13 protein-coding genes are annotated in these 17749 nt (G+C 71.0%); 7 read left to right on the top strand and 6 right to left on the bottom strand.

The features are described from left to right. Positions 1-7: 7 nt before the first annotated feature. Positions 8-634, top strand: coding sequence for a (d)CMP kinase (cmk, locus tag miv_RS14490; protein ID WP_048426811.1), 627 nt, complete (start codon positions 8-10; stop codon positions 632-634). A gap of 307 nt (positions 635-941) precedes the next feature. After that, positions 942-2564, top strand: a complete 1623-nt coding sequence (locus miv_RS14485; protein WP_048426812.1) for an ABC-F family ATP-binding cassette domain-containing protein — start codon at positions 942-944, stop codon at positions 2562-2564. A 462-nt stretch (positions 2565-3026) separates the two neighbouring features. Here the strand turns inward: miv_RS14485 and miv_RS14480 are convergent, their stop codons facing one another. The 3 genes from miv_RS14480 to hrpB all read right to left on the bottom strand — a co-directional run bounded on the left by miv_RS14480 (position 3027) and on the right by hrpB (position 9053). Then, entirely contained in the window at positions 3027-3623 is a 597-nt protein-coding gene (locus tag miv_RS14480; RefSeq protein ID WP_207183260.1) for a hypothetical protein, read from the bottom strand. A gap of 391 nt (positions 3624-4014) precedes the next feature. Next, positions 4015-6441: a putative bifunctional diguanylate cyclase/phosphodiesterase gene (locus miv_RS14475; protein ID WP_207183259.1), complete on the bottom strand. Its 2427-nt coding sequence runs from the start codon at positions 6439-6441 to the stop codon at positions 4015-4017. Between the two features lie 119 nt (positions 6442-6560). Beyond that, complete coding sequence (gene hrpB / locus miv_RS14470; protein ID WP_207183258.1) at positions 6561-9053, bottom strand: ATP-dependent helicase HrpB; 2493 nt, start codon at positions 9051-9053, stop codon at positions 6561-6563. Between the two features lie 261 nt (positions 9054-9314). Between hrpB and miv_RS14465 the strand changes: the two genes are divergently transcribed. The 4 genes from miv_RS14465 to miv_RS14450 all read left to right on the top strand — a co-directional run bounded on the left by miv_RS14465 (position 9315) and on the right by miv_RS14450 (position 12250). Further along, entirely contained in the window at positions 9315-9605 is a 291-nt protein-coding gene (locus miv_RS14465; RefSeq protein ID WP_207183257.1) for a hypothetical protein, read from the top strand. A gap of 259 nt (positions 9606-9864) precedes the next feature. Continuing rightward, a complete protein-coding gene (locus miv_RS14460; protein ID WP_207183256.1) occupies positions 9865-10359 on the top strand; it encodes a YbaK/EbsC family protein in 495 nt (164 codons plus the stop codon). Positions 10360-10513: 154 nt separating this feature from the next. Continuing rightward, complete coding sequence (locus tag miv_RS14455; RefSeq protein ID WP_048426815.1) at positions 10514-11509, top strand: magnesium transporter CorA family protein; 996 nt, start codon at positions 10514-10516, stop codon at positions 11507-11509. Positions 11510-11524: 15 nt separating this feature from the next. Beyond that, on the top strand, positions 11525-12250 hold the full coding sequence (locus miv_RS14450; protein WP_207183255.1) for an SOS response-associated peptidase: 726 nt from the start codon (positions 11525-11527) through the stop codon (positions 12248-12250). A gap of 22 nt (positions 12251-12272) precedes the next feature. On the opposite strand, the gene miv_RS14445 is transcribed toward miv_RS14450, so the two are convergent. The 3 genes from miv_RS14445 to miv_RS14435 form a co-directional block, all read right to left on the bottom strand. Next, entirely contained in the window at positions 12273-14162 is a 1890-nt protein-coding gene (locus miv_RS14445; protein ID WP_244749006.1) for a methyl-accepting chemotaxis protein, read from the bottom strand. A gap of 1114 nt (positions 14163-15276) precedes the next feature. Further along, complete coding sequence (locus miv_RS14440) at positions 15277-16131, bottom strand: prephenate dehydratase (protein WP_048426817.1); 855 nt, start codon at positions 16129-16131, stop codon at positions 15277-15279. Between the two features lie 20 nt (positions 16132-16151). Continuing rightward, complete coding sequence (locus miv_RS14435) at positions 16152-16895, bottom strand: 3-deoxy-manno-octulosonate cytidylyltransferase (protein WP_048426818.1); 744 nt, start codon at positions 16893-16895, stop codon at positions 16152-16154. Between the two features lie 296 nt (positions 16896-17191). On the opposite strand from miv_RS14435, the gene miv_RS14430 reads away from it, so the two are divergent. Next, positions 17192-17728 carry a c-type cytochrome gene (locus miv_RS14430; RefSeq protein WP_048426819.1) on the top strand — a complete coding sequence of 179 codons (537 nt, stop codon included), beginning with the start codon at positions 17192-17194 and terminating at the stop codon, positions 17726-17728. Positions 17729-17749 lie beyond the last annotated feature (21 nt).

Raw genomic sequence — 17749 nt, 5'->3', positions numbered from 1 at the left:
CGGCCCGATGGTGATCGCGATCGACGGCCCGGCGGCCTCCGGCAAGGGGACGCTGGCCAAGCGCCTGGCGGAGCATTACCGCCTGCCGCACCTCGATACCGGGCTGCTCTACCGGGCGGTGGCGCTGACGCTCCTCGATGCCGGCCAGGACCTGGCCGACGCCGACGCCGCGGCGGCCGCCGCGCGGGGGCTCGAGGCCGGCTTCCTCGCCGATCCGCGCCTGCGCGGCAGCGCCATGGGCGAGGCGGCCTCGATCGTCTCGGCGCAAGGAGCGGTGCGCGCCGCGCTCCTCGACTGGCAGCGGCGCTTCGCCGGGGCGGCCGAAGGTGCGGTGCTCGACGGGCGCGACATCGGCACCGTGGTCTGCCCGGACGCCGCCGTGAAGCTTTTTGTCACCGCCTCGGCGGAGGAGCGCGCGCGGCGCCGTCACCGCGAGCTCGACGGGCGCGGCGAGGCGGTGGCCTACGAGGCGGTCCTGTCCGACATCCTGCGCCGCGACGCCCGCGACGCCGACCGCGCCGCCGCCCCCCTGCGGGTGGCCGAGGACGCGGTGGTGATCGACACCACGACGCTGGACGCCGACGCCGCCTTCCGGGCCGCCACCGACGTGGTCGACGGGCGGGACAGGGCCTAGGGGCCGAGCGCTCCGACGCGCCCATCCCACCTGCGACCTCATCCTGAGGTGTCGGTCCATCACCGATGGACTGGCCTCGAAGGAGACCTCCAGAAAGCACCGCGATCCCTGGAGCCCTCCTTCGAGGTCGGCCGATCTTCGATCGGCCAACGCCTCAGGATGAGGTCGGGGATGGGATGAAGTGCGACGACGGCATCGGCCGGTCGAGAACCCCGCCCGACACCACGCCGCCACGAATCCGTGGCATGCATCTCCAACGACACCGCGCGCGATCCGCTGCGCCCTCCACTTCGGACCCCCGCCTCCCATGATCCGCCTCGACAAGATCGCCAAGCAGAACGGCAACCAGCTCCTCTTCATCGAGGCGTCCGCCGCGCTTCAGCGCGGCGAGAAAGTCGGGCTCGTCGGTCCCAACGGCGCCGGCAAGACGACGCTGTTTCGCATGATCACCGGCGAGGAGCAGCCCGACGAGGGCCAGGTCTCGTCCGATCGCGGCATCACCATCGGCTATTTCAGCCAGGATGTCGGCGAGATGGCGGGCCGCTCCGTCCTGTCCGAGGTGATGGACGGCGCGGGTCCCGTGAGCGCGATCGCCGCCGAGCTGCGCGAGATCGAGACGGCGCTCGCCGATCCCGACAGGGCCGACGAGATGGAGGCGCTCGTCGAGCGCTACGGCGAGGTGCAGGGCCGGTTCGAGGAGCTCGGCGGCTACGCGCTGGAGGGCCGGGCCCACGAGGTGCTGGCGGGCCTGAGCTTTTCCCCCGAGATGGTCGAGGGCGATGTCGGCGCCCTGTCGGGCGGCTGGAAGATGCGCGTCGCGCTCGCCCGCATCCTGCTCATGAACCCCGACGTGATGCTGCTCGACGAGCCGAGCAACCACCTCGACATCGAGAGCCTGATCTGGCTCGAGGACTTCCTCCGGGGCTTCGACGGCGCGCTGCTGATGACCTCGCACGACCGGGCCTTCATGAACCGGATCGTCGGCAAGATCATCGAGATCGATGCCGGTTCGCTCACCACCTATTCGGGCGACTACGCCTTCTACGAGCAGCAGCGGGCCCAGAACGAGGCGCAGCAGCAGGCGCAGTTCGAGCGCCAGCAGGCGATGCTGGCCAAGGAAATCAAGTTCATCGAGCGCTTCAAGGCGCGCGCCTCGCACGCGGCCCAGGTCCAGAGCCGGGTGAAGAAGCTCGACAAGATCGAGCGCGTCGAGCCGCCCCGTCGGCGCCAGAGCGTGGCCTTCGATTTCCCCGCCGCGCCCCGCTCCGGCGACGACGTGATCAGCCTGAAGGCGGTCTCCAAGAGCTACGGCAGCCGCACGATCTACGACGGGCTCGATTTCGGCATCCGCCGCAAGGAGCGCTGGTGCGTGATGGGCGTCAACGGCGCCGGCAAGTCGACGCTGCTCAAGCTCGCCACCGGCACCACGGAGCCGGATTCGGGCAGCGTGACCATCGGCGCCAGCGTCAAGCTCGGCTACTTCGCCCAGCACGCCATGGACACGCTGGTCGGCGAGCAGACGGTGTTCGAGTTCCTGGAGGAGGCGTTCCCCCAGGCCGGCCAGGGCTCGCTGCGCACGCTCGCCGGCTGCTTCGGCTTCTCGGGCGACGACGTCGAGAAGCGCTGCCGGGTGCTGTCGGGCGGCGAGAAGGCCCGCCTCGCCATGGCGAAGATGCTCTACGACCCGCCGAACTTCCTCGTCCTCGACGAGCCGACCAACCACCTCGACGTCGGCACCAAGGACATGCTGATCGCCGCGCTCGCCCAGTACGAGGGCACGATGCTGTTCGTCTCGCACGACCGGCACTTCCTCGCCGCCCTGTCGAACCGGGTGCTGGAGCTGACGCCCGAGGGCATCCACCTTTATGGCGGCGGATACACGGAATACGTCGAGAAGACCGGGCAGGAGGCGCCGGGCCTGCGGCACTAGATCACTTCACGATCGCGCTGCAATCGCGAAGCCCTCCGATTCTTTGTTTTACCGCATTGTATGCGACGAGCCGGCATCCGCTTCGTCGATAGAAAATGCGGCAAAATCGATGACCTGGCGCAGTGTCCGATCGTTACGCGATCGGACACTGCTCGAGATAGGCAGCCCTGCACTGTAATGGTGCATCCTCGGCCCGACACGGCGGCCGGTTGATGCAGGATGGCGGGCCCTCTCCACGATCTGATGGTCTTCTTCGCGGCGCCCGCGCGATGCCGCAATCTGCGCGCCGAGTTCCGAACACGGATGCGCCACCGGGCCCCCAAGGGGGCGCCCAAGGGAACGCCAAGGGGATCGAGGACACCCGGGAGCACAATCCTGGACGCTGGCCGGGAAGACGGGCGCGGCCGCGTTCCGACGGAGGACGCGCATGCCCGTCGACGATGTTCCGGGTGCCGATATGTCTCACGATGCAACATCGGTGACGGCGATGGTGACGGAAAAATATGCGTCGGGGCGTTGGAGTATTTCGGGATCATCAATTGTCAGCGCTTGCGCACCGTAGCGTGCGGTGGCGGGATCGCCGTACGAGGTCTTCTCGAAGTAGCTTGTCTTCACGCCATCGCGCAAAAGCGTCCTCAGCGTGTGGCTCCAGTTGAACCTGGCCCCCGCGGCGACCGCGGAGATTCCCGCGCTGGTCACGTCCCAGCGGCACAGGCCGAGCTTGTAGTAATCCTCGTCCCGCAAGGCATCACGGTAGAAATACCCTTTCCACGTGTGGTCGTCCACACGGGTCATCGCAACGACGACACCCGTGTTTGGCACATCCTGCTGACCGAGAAATGAGTTCATCGGCAGGCAATCTTTGTTGATGACCTCGTAGCCTAGGTTGCCCTCGATCACATCCCACGGTCCCGGTGCGTGCGATGTGGCGGTGATCTCGTAACGCTTGACCGGATGCGGATTCTTCGCGGGTTCTTTCGGATTGCCGTGTGTCATCGAACATCCCACCGTCAGGATCGAGGACAAGGCGAGGGCAGCCAGGACGAGCCGGGTTTGCATGGCGCCAGACTACTCCATCGGCGACAGAGGCGCCGCGCCGGTCGCGTCCCTCGCAACGGCAAAGAAAAGAGGCCGGTGGTATCAGTTCTTCACCGGCTTCGCGGTCCCTGGCGGATGAAACGAGGCGGTGATCGTCTACCCCGTTGCGAGCGTCGAAGGCGATTTTCGTTCTTGCGCGGGTCCCCCTCTCCCGTGTGGGAAAGGGGTGAGGGTGATCCGGTTCTGCGTCTGGCTCTAACCGTAGCGCTGCCAGCACCACGCTCAGCGGTCTACACTGAAGCGTGTCACCCTCGCGCGATCTCCGATCGCCCCTACCCCTCTCCCACACGGGAGAGGGGATCCCGCGCTCAAAAAACGACTGTAGAGTCAATATTTTAGGGCATATTTCCAATTAGCCGCATCGGCGCGTCATCTCCACGCCGTCGCCCGCCAGCATCGGCGCCACCGCCTCCGCCGCCACCGGGCGGCTGACGAGGTAGCCCTGCACCTCGGTGCAGCCGGCGCCCCGCAGATGGGTAAGCTGCTCCTGCGTCTCGACGCCCTCGGCGGTGGTCGTCATGCCGAGGCTGTCGGCCAGCGTCGTCACCGCCCGCACGATGGCGAGCGCGTCGGGGCGCACCGCGAGGTCGGCCACGAAGGCGCGGTCGATCTTGATCTTGTCGAACGGGAACGAGCGCAGGTAGCCGAGCGACGAGTAGCCGGTGCCGAAATCGTCCATGGCGATGCGCACCCCGAGCTCCTTGAGCCGGTGCAGGATCGCGAGGGTCGAGGCGTTGTCCTGCAGGAGCACGCCCTCGGTGATCTCGAGTTCGAGCCGGTGCGGGTCGAGGCCGGTATCGCGCAGGGTCGCGATCACGGTGGCGTCGAGGTCGCCGCCGCGGAACTGCACCGGCGACAGGTTGACCGAGACCCGCACGGAACGCGGCCAGCGCGCCGCCTCGCGGCAGGCCTGGCGCAGGACCCACTCGCCGAGGGGCACGATCATGCCGGTCTCCTCGGCGATCGGCACGAAGGCGGCCGGGCTCACCACGCCGCGCACCGGGTGGTGCCAGCGCACCAGCGCCTCGAAGCCGGCGATCCGGTCGGCGGAGAGGTCGAGGAAGGGCTGGAACGCCAGGGCGAATTGCTGCTCGGCCAAGGCCGTGCGCAGGTCGAGCTCGACGGTGCGGCGGGCCTGGACCTCGACGTCCATGGCGGGCTCGAAGAAGCGGTGCGTGCCCCGCCCCTCGCCCTTGGCGCGGTAGAGCGCCATGTCGGCGGCGCGCAGCAACCCTTCCGGGTCCTGCCCGTCCGCCGGCGCCAGGGCGATGCCGATGCTGAGCCCGACGCTGACCCGCGCGCCGTCGATGTCGTAGTCGCGCTCGACCGCCGCGATCAGCCGTCCGGCGAGGCGGCCGGCCCGGAAGCGCGAGGCCGGCCGCAGGACGAGGGCGAACTCGTCGCCGCCGAGCCGGGCCAGGATCGCGAGCCCGTCGCCCGCCTCGTCCCGGACCTCGGCGGCGAGCCGGGCGGTGACGAGGCGCAGGAGCTTGTCGCCGACGGCGTGGCCGAGGGTGTCGTTCACCGTCTTGAAGCGGTCGAGGTCGAGGCACAGGACCGCCAAGCCTCTGCCCTCGGCGACCCCGCCGCCGGCCGCGAGCGCCTCGGTCAGGCCCTCGTGCAGCAGGGCGCGGTTGGGCAGGCCGGTCAGCGCATCGTGGCGCGCCATGTGGACGATCTGCGCCTCGGCGCGCTTGGCCGCCGTGACGTCCTCGTGCACCGTGACGAAGCCGCCCTCGGGGGTCGGCGCGTAGGTCACCGCGAGCACCCGGCCGTCGACGAGGGTCTGGTCGAGGCGATAGCGGGTGCGGGTCGCCAGCCGCTCTCGCACCTGCTGCCAGGCCTCCTCCGGCTGGAGGCCCGGGAAGTTGCCGGCCTCGGTACGGCGGTGGATCAGCTCCTCGGCGGTGATGCCCGGATGCACCGTCTCGGGCGACAGGCCGTAGAGGTCGAGAAACTGCCGGTTGACGACGGTGATGCGGTGGTCGGCGTCGAACAGCACGAGCCCGTGCGACATGTGGGTCAGGGCGTGGTCGAGCCAGCGGTTCTGCTCGGCGAGCCGCGCATCGGCCCGCGCCCGGTCGGTCGCGTCCTCGTGGATCACCATCGTGCCGCCATCCGGCAGCGGGGTGATGGTGGTCTTCAGGAGGACTCCGTTCGGCAGGTGCCGCTCGCGCTGCAGACGGACCCGCTGGGCGATGCGCTCGGAGACGAAGGCCCAGGCCTCATCGGGGTCCAGGCCCGGATAATTGCCGGCAGCGGCGCTCGTGCGGATCATGCGCTCGAGCGGCGTGCCGAGGCGCAGCAGCTCCTCGGGCAGCCCGAAGATGTCGCGCAGCCGGTCGTTGACGAGGATCAGCCGCAATTCGGGGTCGAACACGCTGATCCCGACGGGCAGGCCGTCCAGCACCGTCTCGCAGCGGCGCGCCCGCTCCGCGAAGCCGGGCTCGGCGCCGGCCGGCTCCGGCACCTCGGCGCAGATCCCGCGCCACCCCGAGAAGGTCCCGTCCGGCCCGACGACCGGCGCGCCGCCGAAGCGAAACCAGCGAGTCCGCCCGTCGGGGTGCCGGTGAGGCAGGACGACGTCCCGGAACGGGCGCCGGCGCGCCAGGATCCCGTCACCCGGTCCATCCCCGTCGAGACCGGGCCACGATCTCCCGATCGGATCGGCCACGCCGGTCAGGGTCGCGTACCGACCGTGCAAAACGGTCAGGCGCAGCGCCGCATCGGTTTGCCAGATCCAATCCGCGGCAACGATATCGAGATCTTCAGGCAGCATGATGCGATCTTGTTCCTGTCATCATCGAATCTCACAAATTTGCTGCGATTTCCTTTCTCGAAATGTAGAAGCGACAACCGGTGCGCGATAGGTCTCGGCGCTGTCGGCCTCGGGCTGCGTCACGTCCCCCGGGGCTTGGCCCGCCGGGTCGGGGGGGCGGTGGTCGGATCCTCGGGCCAGGGGTGGCGGGGATACTGGCCACGCATGTCGGCCCGCACCGCCGCCCAGGAGCCGCGCCAGAAGCCCGGCAGGTCGCGGGTGATCTGGATCGGCCGCTGGGCCGGCGAGAGCAGGTGGAGGACGAGCGGCACCCGGCCGCCGCCGATGGTCGGATGGCGGGCGAGGCCGAACAGCTCCTGGACCCGCACGGCGAGCGCCGGCCCGCCCTCGGCGGCGTAATCGACCGGGATGCGCGAGCCCGTCGGCACGTCGAGATGGGTCGGCGCCTCGGCATCGAGGCGGGCGCGCAGGGACCAGGGCACGAGGTCGTGCAGGGCCTCCGAGAGCCGGTCGGCGCCGATCTCGTCGAGGCGGGTGAGGCCGGTCAGATGCGGTCCGAGCCAGTCGGGCAGGGTCTCGGTGAGATGGGCGTCCGAGAGGTCGGGCCAGGGCTCGCCCTCGGCACCGCGGAGAAACATCACCCGCTCGCGCCATTGCTGGGCCGCCTTCGACCAGGGCAGGGCGGCGACGCCGAGGCCGGCGAGGCCGCGGGCGAGGATCGCGGCGCTGTCGGCGTCCGTCGGGACGGGCAGGATGCGCTCGGCGAGCGAAACCGCGCCGAGGCGGCGCTGCGCCCGAGCCCTGAGGGCGCGGGCTTCGGGGTCGAACTCGACCCGGGTGCGGGCCTCGATCCGGTCGGCAAACAGCGCCTCGATGGCGGGGAGCGCGATCGGCGCCGCGGCCAGGATGCGGGCGGCCGAGGCCTTGCCGACGATCTCCGCCACCGCCAGGAACGGCTCGCGGGCGAGCGCGGCGGCGGGATCGAGGGCGGCGCCGCGGCCGTTGGCCAGCACGTACTCGCCGGCCTTGCCCCGGGCCCGGGCGATCCGGTCGGGATAGGCCAGCGCCAGGAGGGTTCCGGGATCGGGCCTGTCGGCGGCGGCCGGGGGCGAGGCGTGGGCCAGCGCGATCTTCGCCCAGCCGGCGGCGAGGCGGCGCATGTCCTCGGCCCGGGCCGAGCGGTCGCGGCGGAAGCGCTCGGCCCGCTCGCCGAGGTCCACGGAATCGCCGCCGAGGCCGCGCTCCACCAGAACCGCCGCGAGGTCGGCGGCGTCCCGCGCCGCGTCCCGCCCCCGGGCGGCGGCGCTCACCACCATGCGGGCGAGGCGCGGCGGCAGGGGGAGGGCGCGCAGCGCCCGGCCCGCCGGGGTGAGGCGGCCGTCGTGGTCGAGGGCGTCGAGCCCGGTCAGCAGGGTGCGGGCCTCGGCCAGCGCCGGGGCCGGCGGCGGGTCGAGGAAGGGGAGCATGGTCGGGTCGGACACGCCCCAGGCGGCGCAGTCGAGCACCAGCCCGGCGAGATCGGCGGCCAGGATCTCGGGCCGGGTGAACGGTTCGAGCGCGCCGGTGGCGGCCTCCGACCACAGGCGGTAGCAGACACCGGCCTGGGTCCGGCCGGCGCGGCCCCGGCGCTGGTCGACCGAGGCCCGGGAGGCGCGCTGGGTGACGAGGCGGGTGAGCCCGAGATCCGGCTCGTAGACCGGCACCCGGGCGAGGCCGGAATCGACCACCACCCGCACCCCCTCGATGGTGAGCGAGGTCTCGGCGATCGCGGTGGCGAGCACCACCTTGCGGCGCCCCGTCGGGCTCGGCCGCACCGCCCGGTCCTGCTCGGCCCGGTCGAGGGCGCCGTAGAGCGGGGCGAGGTCGACCTCGGGGACATCGGAGAGACGCTCGGCGAGGCGTTCGGCGGTGCGACGGATCTCGGCCTGGCCCGGCAGGAAGGCGAGGACCGAGCCGGGCTCGGCCCGCAAGGCCCGCATCACCGCATCCGTCACCGCGTCCTCGATGCGCTCTCGCGGGTCGCGGTCGAGGTGGCGGGTCTCGACCGGGAAGGCCCGGCCCTCCGAGACGATCGCCGGGGCATCCCCCATCAGCGCGGCGACCCGGGCGCCGTCGATCGTCGCCGACATCGCCAGGAGGCGCAGGTCCTCGCGCAGGGCCCCTTGCGCGTCGAGCGCCAGGGCCAGGCCGAGATCGGCGTCGAGCGAGCGCTCGTGGAACTCGTCGAACAGCACGGCGGCGATGCCGTCGAGCTCGGGATCGTCCAGGATCATCCGGGCGAAGACGCCCTCGGTCACCACCTCGATCCGGGTGCGGGCCGAGACCTTGGAGCCGAGGCGGACCCTGAGGCCGACAGTCTCGCCGACCGGCTCGCCCAGGGTCGCGGCCATGCGCTCGGCGGCGGCCCGGGCGGCGAGGCGGCGCGGCTCCAGCAGGATGATGCGGCGGTCGCCACGCCAGGGCGCCTCCAGGAGGGCGAGCGGCACCCGGGTGGTCTTGCCGGCGCCGGGCGGGGCCACCAGCACCGCGTTGGGCCGGCCGGCGGGCTGCGCCAGGGCGGTCGCGAGGTCGCCGAGGACGGCATCGATCGGCAGGGAGGGGACGGCGCGCATGGGCGCCGGGATGGCGGAGCCGGTCCGTCCGCGCAAGTCCGCAACGCAGGTCTGCAAAACGCAAGTCCGCAAGCCGAGTCCGGGAGGCAAGCCTGCACCGCTCGCGCGGGCCGGGCGCGAGGGCTCGGGGAGGATCGGTTTCGTCCGGCCGGCCCCCTGGGAAGTTTTCCCGATGATTTCCGATGCCGCTGCGGAACCGGTTGCGCGCCAGAGAATTGACGCACGGGTTGGCCGAGGGGCCACCGGCTGGAGTACACCGCGATGAAGTCCCTGTCCCTGGCCCTGGCGGCGAGCGTTCTGCTGGGCGGTCTCGCTCTCACCCCGGCCTCGGCCGCCGTGACCGCCCCCGCCCCCGCCGTGTCCGGCGCGGGATCGACGGTCGAGCACGTCGCCATGCGCCGCCACTACCATCACATGAAGCGGCACGACCGCCACATGCGCCGTCACATGCGCCGCCACCACATGCGCTCCGGCAACCCGAACGCCCGCAACCCGTCGCGCCCGGGCTACCAGCAGCAGCTCGGCAACACCACGGGCGGCCCGCGCTACTGATCGGCCGCGCCGCAAGGCGACAGGCGCGTGTTCTCTCGGCCATCGGGGCGAGGGACACGCGCTTTTTGCGTTGGAGCAGACCGCGCCGCCGGGACGGAGAGGATCGTCGTCGCGAACGAGCCCCGGCCAAGGGGCTTGCGCTGGCCAAGGGGCTTGCGCCGGCCGGCCTGTCGGGCGAGGGGAGCCGGATCGGCATCCATCGCAACCCGGAGGGCCCGCCCGTGTTCGCTTCTCTCTCCCCGTGCGGGTCGGTCCGCCGATGAGCCTCGCTTCCGTCAAGGCCGACCTCGCCGCCCGCGCGCCCGACCTCACGGTGCTGGAGACCGAGGCGAGTTCCGCCACCGTGGCGCTGGCGGCCGCCGCTCACGGGGTCGAGCCGGCCCGCATCGCCAAGACCCTGTCGCTGCGCCTCGGCGAGCGGGTGGTGCTGCTGGTGGCGCGCGGCGACGCGCGCCTCGACAACCGCAAGGCCAAGGCGGCCTTCGGGGTCAAGCCCCGGATGCTCGGCGCGGAGGAGGTCGAGGCGATCACCGGTCACCCCGTCGGCGGGGTCTGCCCGTTCGGCCTCGCCACGCCGCTGCCGGTCTATTGCGACGTCAGCCTGCGGGCCTTCGACGAGGTGGTGCCGGCGGCAGGCTCGCCCCACAGCGCCGTGCGGATCACGCCCGAGCGCATGGCGGCCTTGACCGGGGCCGAGTGGATCGACGTCTGCCAGCCGCCGGCCGGCGAAGGCGACGCCGATACGGCGCCCTGACCCCGCGCGAGCACCAATTTCAGGCGAAAACACCCGGCGGCTGTGGGCCGGGCGGCATCGACAAGCGGGGCGTCCGTGACCTAGCTGTCACGGAGCCTTCAAGCGGCCGGGCCACAAGGCCCCTCCGTCGCGTCACCGTCGTCCGAGACCGCCCTTGATCTTCGTCCATCAGCCGAATGCCTGCGCCAGCACCGGTCAGCCGCTCCTCGAGCGGCGCCTGCTCGAGATGTCGGAGCCGATCCCGCCGGACGCGCTCTGGATCGACCTGATCGAGCCGACCCGCCAGGAGGACCACAAGGTCGAGGCCTTCCTCGGCATCTCGATCCCGACCCGGGAGGAGATGCAGGACATCGAGCCCTCGGAGCTCCTCTACGTCGAGAACGGCGCCCGCTACATGACCGGGCGGCTGCTCTGCCGGGTCGACACCGACGACGCGCGGCTCACCGGCGTCACCTTCATCCTGCGCGACAACAAGCTCGCCACGGTGCGCTACGACGATCCGCAGGCGTTCCGGATGTTCGTCCACCGCGCCGCGCGGCCGGCCGGCGTGATGCTGACCGGCGAGGCGATCCTCGCCGGCCTGATCGAGACCGTGATCGACCGGGCCGCCGACGTGCTCCAGCTCCAGGGCGAGCGGATCGACCGGCTGTCGCGCCAGATCTTCGCCGAGCATACCGACCCGAGCGCCCGCAACGCCGAATTGCAGGACACCCTGCGGGCGCTGGGGCGCCACAACGAGCTGCTGTCGCAGCAGCGCGAGAGCCTGGTCTCCGTCGAGCGCATCCTGCTCTCGCTCTCGGCGAGCTACCGGGCCAGCAAGGCACCGCGCGAGATCCGCGAGGAGGTCCGCTCGACCCTGCGCGACCTGCAGTCGCTCGAGGAGCATGCGAGCTTCCTCTCCGGAAAGATCCAGTTCCTGCTCGACGCGACGCTCGGCCTCGTCAACCTCGAGCAGAACAACATCATCAAGCTGTTCTCGGTCATGGCGGTGGTGTTCATGCCGCCGACCCTGATCGCCTCGATGTACGGCATGAACTTCAAGACGATGCCGGAACTCGACTGGGGCTTCGGCTACCCGATGGCGGTGGTGATGATGGTGGTGGCGGCGATCCTGCCCTATGCCTTCTTCCGCTGGAAGCGCTGGCTGTAGGGGGCCGATCTCGCGATGTGCGGCCGATTCTTCGTCACCTCCTCGCCCGAGACCTTTCGCGAGGCCTACGGCTACGACGACCGGCCGAACTTCCCGGCCCGCCACAACGTGGCGCCGACCCAGCCGGTCGCGGTGGTGACGTCCGAGCACGGAAGGCGGCGCTTCGTGCTGATGCGCTGGGGTTTCCTGCCGGCCTGGGTCAAGGACCCGGACGACTTCCCCCTCGTCATCAATGCCCGGATCGAGACCGCGGCCGAGAAGCCGAGCTTTCGCAACGCGCTGCGCTACCGGCGCTGCATCTTTCTGGCGGACGGCTTCTACGAGTGGCGCCGCGGCGGGCCCCGCGGCCAGGCGCCCTACGCGATCCGCCGGGCCGACGGCCGGCCGATGGCGCTCGCCGGCCTGTGGGAGACCTGGAGCAGCCGCGACGGCTCGGAGATCGACACCGCGGCGATCGTCACCTGCGGCGCCAACGGGCTGTTATCCGCGATCCACGAGCGCATGCCGGCGATCCTCTCGCCGGAGGGCGTCGACCAGTGGCTCGACATGCGGGACGTCGAGGCCGGCCGCGCGGCTGCCCTGTGCCGGCCGGCCCCGGAGGAGTGGCTGGACCTCGCCCCGGCGAGCCGGCGGGTGAACGACGTGCGCCACGACGCGGCGGACCTGCTGCACCCGGACGAAGATACCCTGGCGCCCCCGGCGCCGGAACGGCCGAGCGAGGCGCAGGGCTCGCTGTTCTGAGCCCCGCGGGGGAAAAACACCGTCAGGCCGCCCGCACCGTCGCGAGGAACCGGCCGACCTCGGCCGCGAGATGGGCGGATTGACGCGAGAGGTCCTCGGCGGCGCCGAGGACGTGATCGGCGGCCTCCCCGGTCTCCTCGGCGACGGCAACCACGCCCGCGATGGTGCCCGTCACCTCCAGGGTGCCCTGCGCGGCCTGGCTCACGTTGCGGACGATCTCCTGCATGGCCGCGCCCTGCTCATCGACGGCTGCGGCGATCGAGGTCGAGACGCCGCTGATCTCCTGGATGCGCGCGCCGATCGCACCGATCGCCGAGACGGCCTGGCCGGTCACCGCCTGGATGCGGGCGATCTGCCCGGCGATCTCCCCGGTCGCCTGCGCGGTCTGCCCGGCCAGCGCCTTGACCTCGGCGGCCACCACCGCGAAGCCCCGGCCGGCCGGACCCGCCCGCGCCGCCTCGATGGCGGCGTTGAGGGCGAGCAGGTTGGTCTGGCCGGCGATCGACGCGATCATCGTCGCCACGTCGCCGATATGCGCCACCGCCTGGCTCAGCTCGTGCACCAGGGCGCCGGTCTGACCGGCCTCCGCCACGGCCTGGCGGGCGAGATCGGCCGAGCCGTCGACCTGCCGTCCGATCTCCTGGACGGACAAGCCCATCTCCTCGGCCGCCGCCGCCGTGGTGTTGACGTTCGTGGCCGCCTCCTCGGCCGCCGCCGCGACCGCGACCGAGCGCCCGGCCGTGTCGGAGGCCGCGGCACTCATCCGCTGGGCGGTGGCCTGGAGTTGCGTCGCCGAGGTCGAGACCAGCCGGACGATCCCGCCGACCGCGTGCTCGAAGCCGTCGGCCATCTGCCGCATGCCGGCCTTGCGCTGCGCCTCGGCCGAGGCGCGGGCCAGGGCCGTCTCCGCCTCCAGGGCCCGCGACCGGATCAGGGCCTCCTTGAAGGTCTGCACCGCCTCGGCGATGACGCCGATCTCGTCGCGCCGTCCGCGGCTCGGCACGACCACGTCGACATCGCCGCTCGCGAGCGCCCGCACCGCCCGCGTCATCCCGCGGGTCGGCCGGCTGATGCTGCCGCTCAAGGCCCAGGCCAGCGTCAGGCTGAAGGCGATCGCCACCCCGGCGCTGACGACCGCGACCTCGGTGGCGCTGCGCGCCGTCGCGACCGCCTCGGCCCGGATGGCCGCCATCGCCCCGGTCCTCTGCTGGACGATCGCCCCCAGGGCGGATTTCATCGCGGCATCGACCTCGACCTGCTCGGCGCGCGCCTTGTTCAGCGCCTCGATCGTCGTCCGGAGGTGGCCGAGTCGGGCCGAATAGGCGCCGATGGCCGTCCGGATCGTCCCGATCTCCGGCAGGGCGGTGACCGGGGCCTCGGGAATCGGCAGGGACTTCAGCGCATTGGCGATCGAGGCGATCTGCTGCGTGGCCAGAAAGAGGTCGTCCTCGTCGCCCGTGCGCAGGGCCTGCTCGACGATCGGGCGGCCGCGGGTGAACGAGGCGTTGATGGTCATGACGATCGACCGGCCGACATCGCCCGAGCCCGCCTGCGTGACGAGATCGAGCATCGCCGACGAGATCTTCGCCCCGAGCGGGACCAGCTCCTCGGCGATCTCGTCGCGCCGGGCGATCAGGGCGGGCACGGCCGACGGCCCGGTGACGAGGCCCGAGAACCGCGACCAGAGCGCGACGACCGGCTGCATCGCCGCCTCGTTCTGCGTCGCCGGGCGGTCGCCCAGCATCTCGGCCATGCGCGTGCGGGTTCTCGCCAGTTCCTGCTTGTTGTCCTCGGAATTGGACAACAGGAGACCGCTCAGCGCGGCACTCAGGCTCGCGTAGCGCTCCTGCAGGCCGACGACGTAGAACGACCGCTCGTCGGATCTGCCGAGCTGATCGATCTTGTCCGACAAGGACGATATGGTTCTCGTTTCGTATACGACGATGGATGAGAGGATGACGATCGAAACGAGCGAACAGCCAACGATCTTCGCCCGGATACCAAGCAGAAATCTGCCGAAGCGACGCGATATATTCATCGTCGTGACCATCCGCAAAGAGTTGACGCCGAACCCTGCGTAAGATGTCGAAGGGAAGCGACGCGGGTCACGCGTTCAAACCGAACGCTCCACTGCATTTTTTGCGTGTGATGATTTTTGCAACGCGGTCGGAGATCATTAATCAATTATCGTTAATTTAGACTTAATCAAGCGATTTGCCGGTCGATCTGCGATGCGCCGCACGAGATCTGACAGCTGATGGTCGTTCAATCGGCATCCAATGCGTTGGCGGGCAGCAACGCGCGCGGCGAATGCACTCGGCCGCGTGGGAGTAGCGCTCGAAAATCCAAAGTGGCCCCGATCGGCGTCATCCATGACGACGACGAGCGCGCTTGCTTGGGAGCGACGGCAAAGCCTCCGTTACCCGGAGGCGGTCCCGCGCCTGCGGCAGTCTCGGTCCCGGTACGCGACACTGGCAGGCGCGACGCCGTCAGGCCCGGGTCGACCTCGAGCCGTCCCGTTCCCGGATCTCCTTCCGCCATCGCTTCAGTCGTGCGGGACGGGAGGCGGCTCACGAGGACCTGCATTCGCCAGCACTCGTATCCGCCGCTGTCGTGGACTGCGAGAGCCTGTTTGCCCGATCGATCCCTTCTATTCCACCGGCAACATCATCGGGAGGTGGAGGGCAGGATAGCCCCCTCGCGATCGGGTCGCCGCAAGTCGAATTTGCTGCAAGTCAAAGTCATCACGAGCCAAACAGGCCCTGCGTCTCTGCGCGGACGCCTTCCCGGGGCCGCCGCCGACCGGGAAGGCTCCCGGTCGGACCCAAGCAGATGTCGCCGAAGCGGACACCGGTTCGGCGGCGAAAACCTAGGACGCAACAAGAGCCTGAGCGGGCGAAGCGTCGGCCTGCCAACGCAAGTCTGCTTAGGGTCGGGAGCCCTGTGAGCCGTGTCGACGACCGGATGCCGAACCGGCGGCTCGGCGACACGGGGCGACCGGCATCGACGATCGGCGACCGGCAGGATCACTCCGCCGGCGGACGGGCGCTCTCGCGGAACGGGTGGGCCGGATAGGTCCCGATGATCCGGATCGCACTTGAGAAATAGGCGAGCTCGTCGAGCGCCCGGCGCAGGGACGGCTCCTCCGGGTGGCCGTCGACCTCGGCGTAGAACTGGGTCGCGGTGAACTGGCCCTCGACCATGTAGCTCTCGAGCTTGGTCATGTTGACGCCGTTCGTCGCGAAACCGCCGAGCGCCTTGTAGAGCGCCGCCGGGATGTTGCGGACCCGGAACATGAAGCTCGTCACCGTCGGGCCCGTCCCCACCGGCGGCAGCGCCGGCTCGCGGGAGAGCACCACGAAGCGGGTGGTGTTGTGCTCCTCGTCCTCGACGTTCTCGGCCAGGATGTCGAGGCCGTAGATCTCGGCGGCCAGCCGCGGCGAGAGCGAGGCGCGGGTGCGGTCGCCGGCCTCGGCGACCTGGCGGGCGGCGCCGGCGGTGTCGGGGGCGACCACCGCCTTGAGGCCGAGCCGCCGGATGATCTTGCGGCACTGGCCGAGCGCGTGGACGTGGCTGTGCACGGTGCGGATCTCGTCGAGCGCCACGCCCGGCAGGGCCATGAGCTGGAAGCGGATCGGCAGGAACTGCTCGCCGATGATGTGGAGGCCCGAGGCCGGCAGCATGTGGTGGATGTCGGCGACGCGACCCGCGATCGAGTTCTCGATGGGGATCATGCCCAGCGCCGCCGAGCCGTCCTGCACCGCCGTCAGCGCGTCCTCGAAGGTGGCGCAGGGCAGCGGCGTCCAGTCCGGATAGGCCTCGTTGATGATGATGTGCGAGTTGGCGCCGGGCTCGCCCTGGTAGGAGATCGTCTGGTTCATCGCGACAGCTTTCGGGGAAATCAGTTCAGGCGCCGGGCGGAGAGGACGGCGCGGGCGCGCTCGAGGTCGTGGGGCGTGTCGACGCCGAGGGGCACGTCGTCCACCACCACGGCGTCGATCCGCATCCCGGCCTCGAGCGCCCGCAGCTGCTCCAGCTTCTCGCGCAGCTCGAGCGGGCTCGGCGGCAGGGACACGAAGCGGGCGAGCGCCCGGCGGCGATAGGCGTAGAGCCCGATATGGTGGAGGAGGGGGCCGTCGCCGTAGGGCGCGGTCGCACGGGTGAAGTAGAGCGCCCGCAGCCGCCCCGGGGCGATCTCGGACCCGACGAGCTTGACGACGCTCGGCTCCGTCCGCTCCTCGGGCCGGGTGATGACGGCGCACAGCGTCGCGATGTCGACGGCCCGGTCGGCGAGCGGCACCACGGCGGCCGCGATGGCGGCGGGATCGATGGTCGGCAGGTCGCCCTGGACGTTCACTACCACGTCGTGGCGCCCCTCCGGGTCGATCACCTCCAGGGCCTCGGCGAGGCGGTCGGACCCCGACGGGTGGTCGGGCCGGGTCATCACCGCGAGCCCCCCCACCGCCTCGACCGCCTGCACGATGGCGGGCGTGTCGGTGCAGACCACCACCGGCCCGAGGCCGGCCTCGACCGCCCGGCGCCAGACATGCACGATCATCGGCTCGCCCGCGATGTCGGCCAGCGGCTTCTCGGGCAGGCGGGTCGCGGCGAGGCGGGCGGGGATCAGGACGAGCGGATCGGACATGCGGAGGTTTCGCATCCTGCGGGGCGTCGGTTGCCCGGCGAGCCGCGGCTCTTAGCAGTGCGGGCGGGGCTTGTCATGACGGGCGGCCCCGGCGGGCAGTCCATCCCGGCGGGCGACCATGCAGCCGTCACCGTGGCGCCGTCCACACGCCGGGGCTCTGCGACGAACCGACGATGTTTAGAGCCATTGTCAACGGTGTCGCAGAACGGCTAAGCACCGGCGGACTACCAGTGCGGCGTGGCGCCGGGCCGCGCCTCGAATCGCCCCTGCTCACCGGAGCATCGGAGCTGCCGAGAATGGATTCCTTCGAGCTTAACAAGGTCGCCGGCGCAGTGCTCGGCGCCCTTCTCCTCGCGATGGGGACGGGCTTCCTGGCCGAGCTGATCTACAAGCCGAAGCCGGCGGGTGATCGCGGCTACGCCCTCCCGGCCGCCGAGGAGAATGCCGCCGCCGCGCCCGCCGCCGCCAAGGAGGAGCCGCTCCCCGTGCGCCTCGCCAGCGCCGACGCCACCAAGGGCCAGGCGGCCGCCAAGAAGTGCATGGCGTGCCACAGCTTCGAGAAGGGCGGCCCCAACAAGGTCGGTCCCGACCTCTACGGCGTCGTCGAGCGGCCGAAGGGCAGCCACGAGGGCTTCGGCTACTCCGCCGCCATGAAGGCCAAGGGCGGCAACTGGACCTACGAGGATCTGGACCACTTCCTGCACGGCCCCAAGCAGTACGTGCAGGGCACCATCATGGCCTTCGCGGGCGTGCCCTCGGGCGCCGAGCGGGCCGACATCCTGGCCTATCTGCGCACCCTGTCCGACAAGCCGGTCGATTTCCCGAAGCCCTGACGGGCGGAACGGACCACCGCG

Source organism: Methylobacterium indicum, from assembly GCF_017347565.1.
GTDB lineage: Bacteria > Pseudomonadota > Alphaproteobacteria > Rhizobiales > Beijerinckiaceae > Methylobacterium > Methylobacterium indicum.
This window is presented reverse-complemented; position numbering and strand designations above follow the sequence as displayed.

Bases quoted from the DNA above. Each gene is read 5' to 3' on its own strand.
- cmk (WP_048426811.1), top strand. From the start codon at position 8: ATGGTGATCGCGATCGACGGCCCGGCGGCCTCCGGCAAGGGGACGCTG.
- miv_RS14485 (WP_048426812.1), top strand. From the start codon at position 942: ATGATCCGCCTCGACAAGATCGCCAAGCAGAACGGCAACCAGCTCCTC.
- miv_RS14480 (WP_207183260.1), bottom strand. From the start codon at position 3,623: ATGCAAACCCGGCTCGTCCTGGCTGCCCTCGCCTTGTCCTCGATCCTG.
- miv_RS14475 (WP_207183259.1), bottom strand. From the start codon at position 6,441: ATGCTGCCTGAAGATCTCGATATCGTTGCCGCGGATTGGATCTGGCAA.
- hrpB (WP_207183258.1), bottom strand. From the start codon at position 9,053: ATGCGCGCCGTCCCCTCCCTGCCGATCGATGCCGTCCTCGGCGACCTC.
- miv_RS14465 (WP_207183257.1), top strand. From the start codon at position 9,315: ATGAAGTCCCTGTCCCTGGCCCTGGCGGCGAGCGTTCTGCTGGGCGGT.
- miv_RS14460 (WP_207183256.1), top strand. From the start codon at position 9,865: ATGAGCCTCGCTTCCGTCAAGGCCGACCTCGCCGCCCGCGCGCCCGAC.
- miv_RS14450 (WP_207183255.1), top strand. From the start codon at position 11,525: ATGTGCGGCCGATTCTTCGTCACCTCCTCGCCCGAGACCTTTCGCGAG.
- miv_RS14440 (WP_048426817.1), bottom strand. From the start codon at position 16,131: ATGAACCAGACGATCTCCTACCAGGGCGAGCCCGGCGCCAACTCGCAC.
- miv_RS14435 (WP_048426818.1), bottom strand. From the start codon at position 16,895: ATGTCCGATCCGCTCGTCCTGATCCCCGCCCGCCTCGCCGCGACCCGC.
- miv_RS14430 (WP_048426819.1), top strand. From the start codon at position 17,192: ATGGATTCCTTCGAGCTTAACAAGGTCGCCGGCGCAGTGCTCGGCGCC.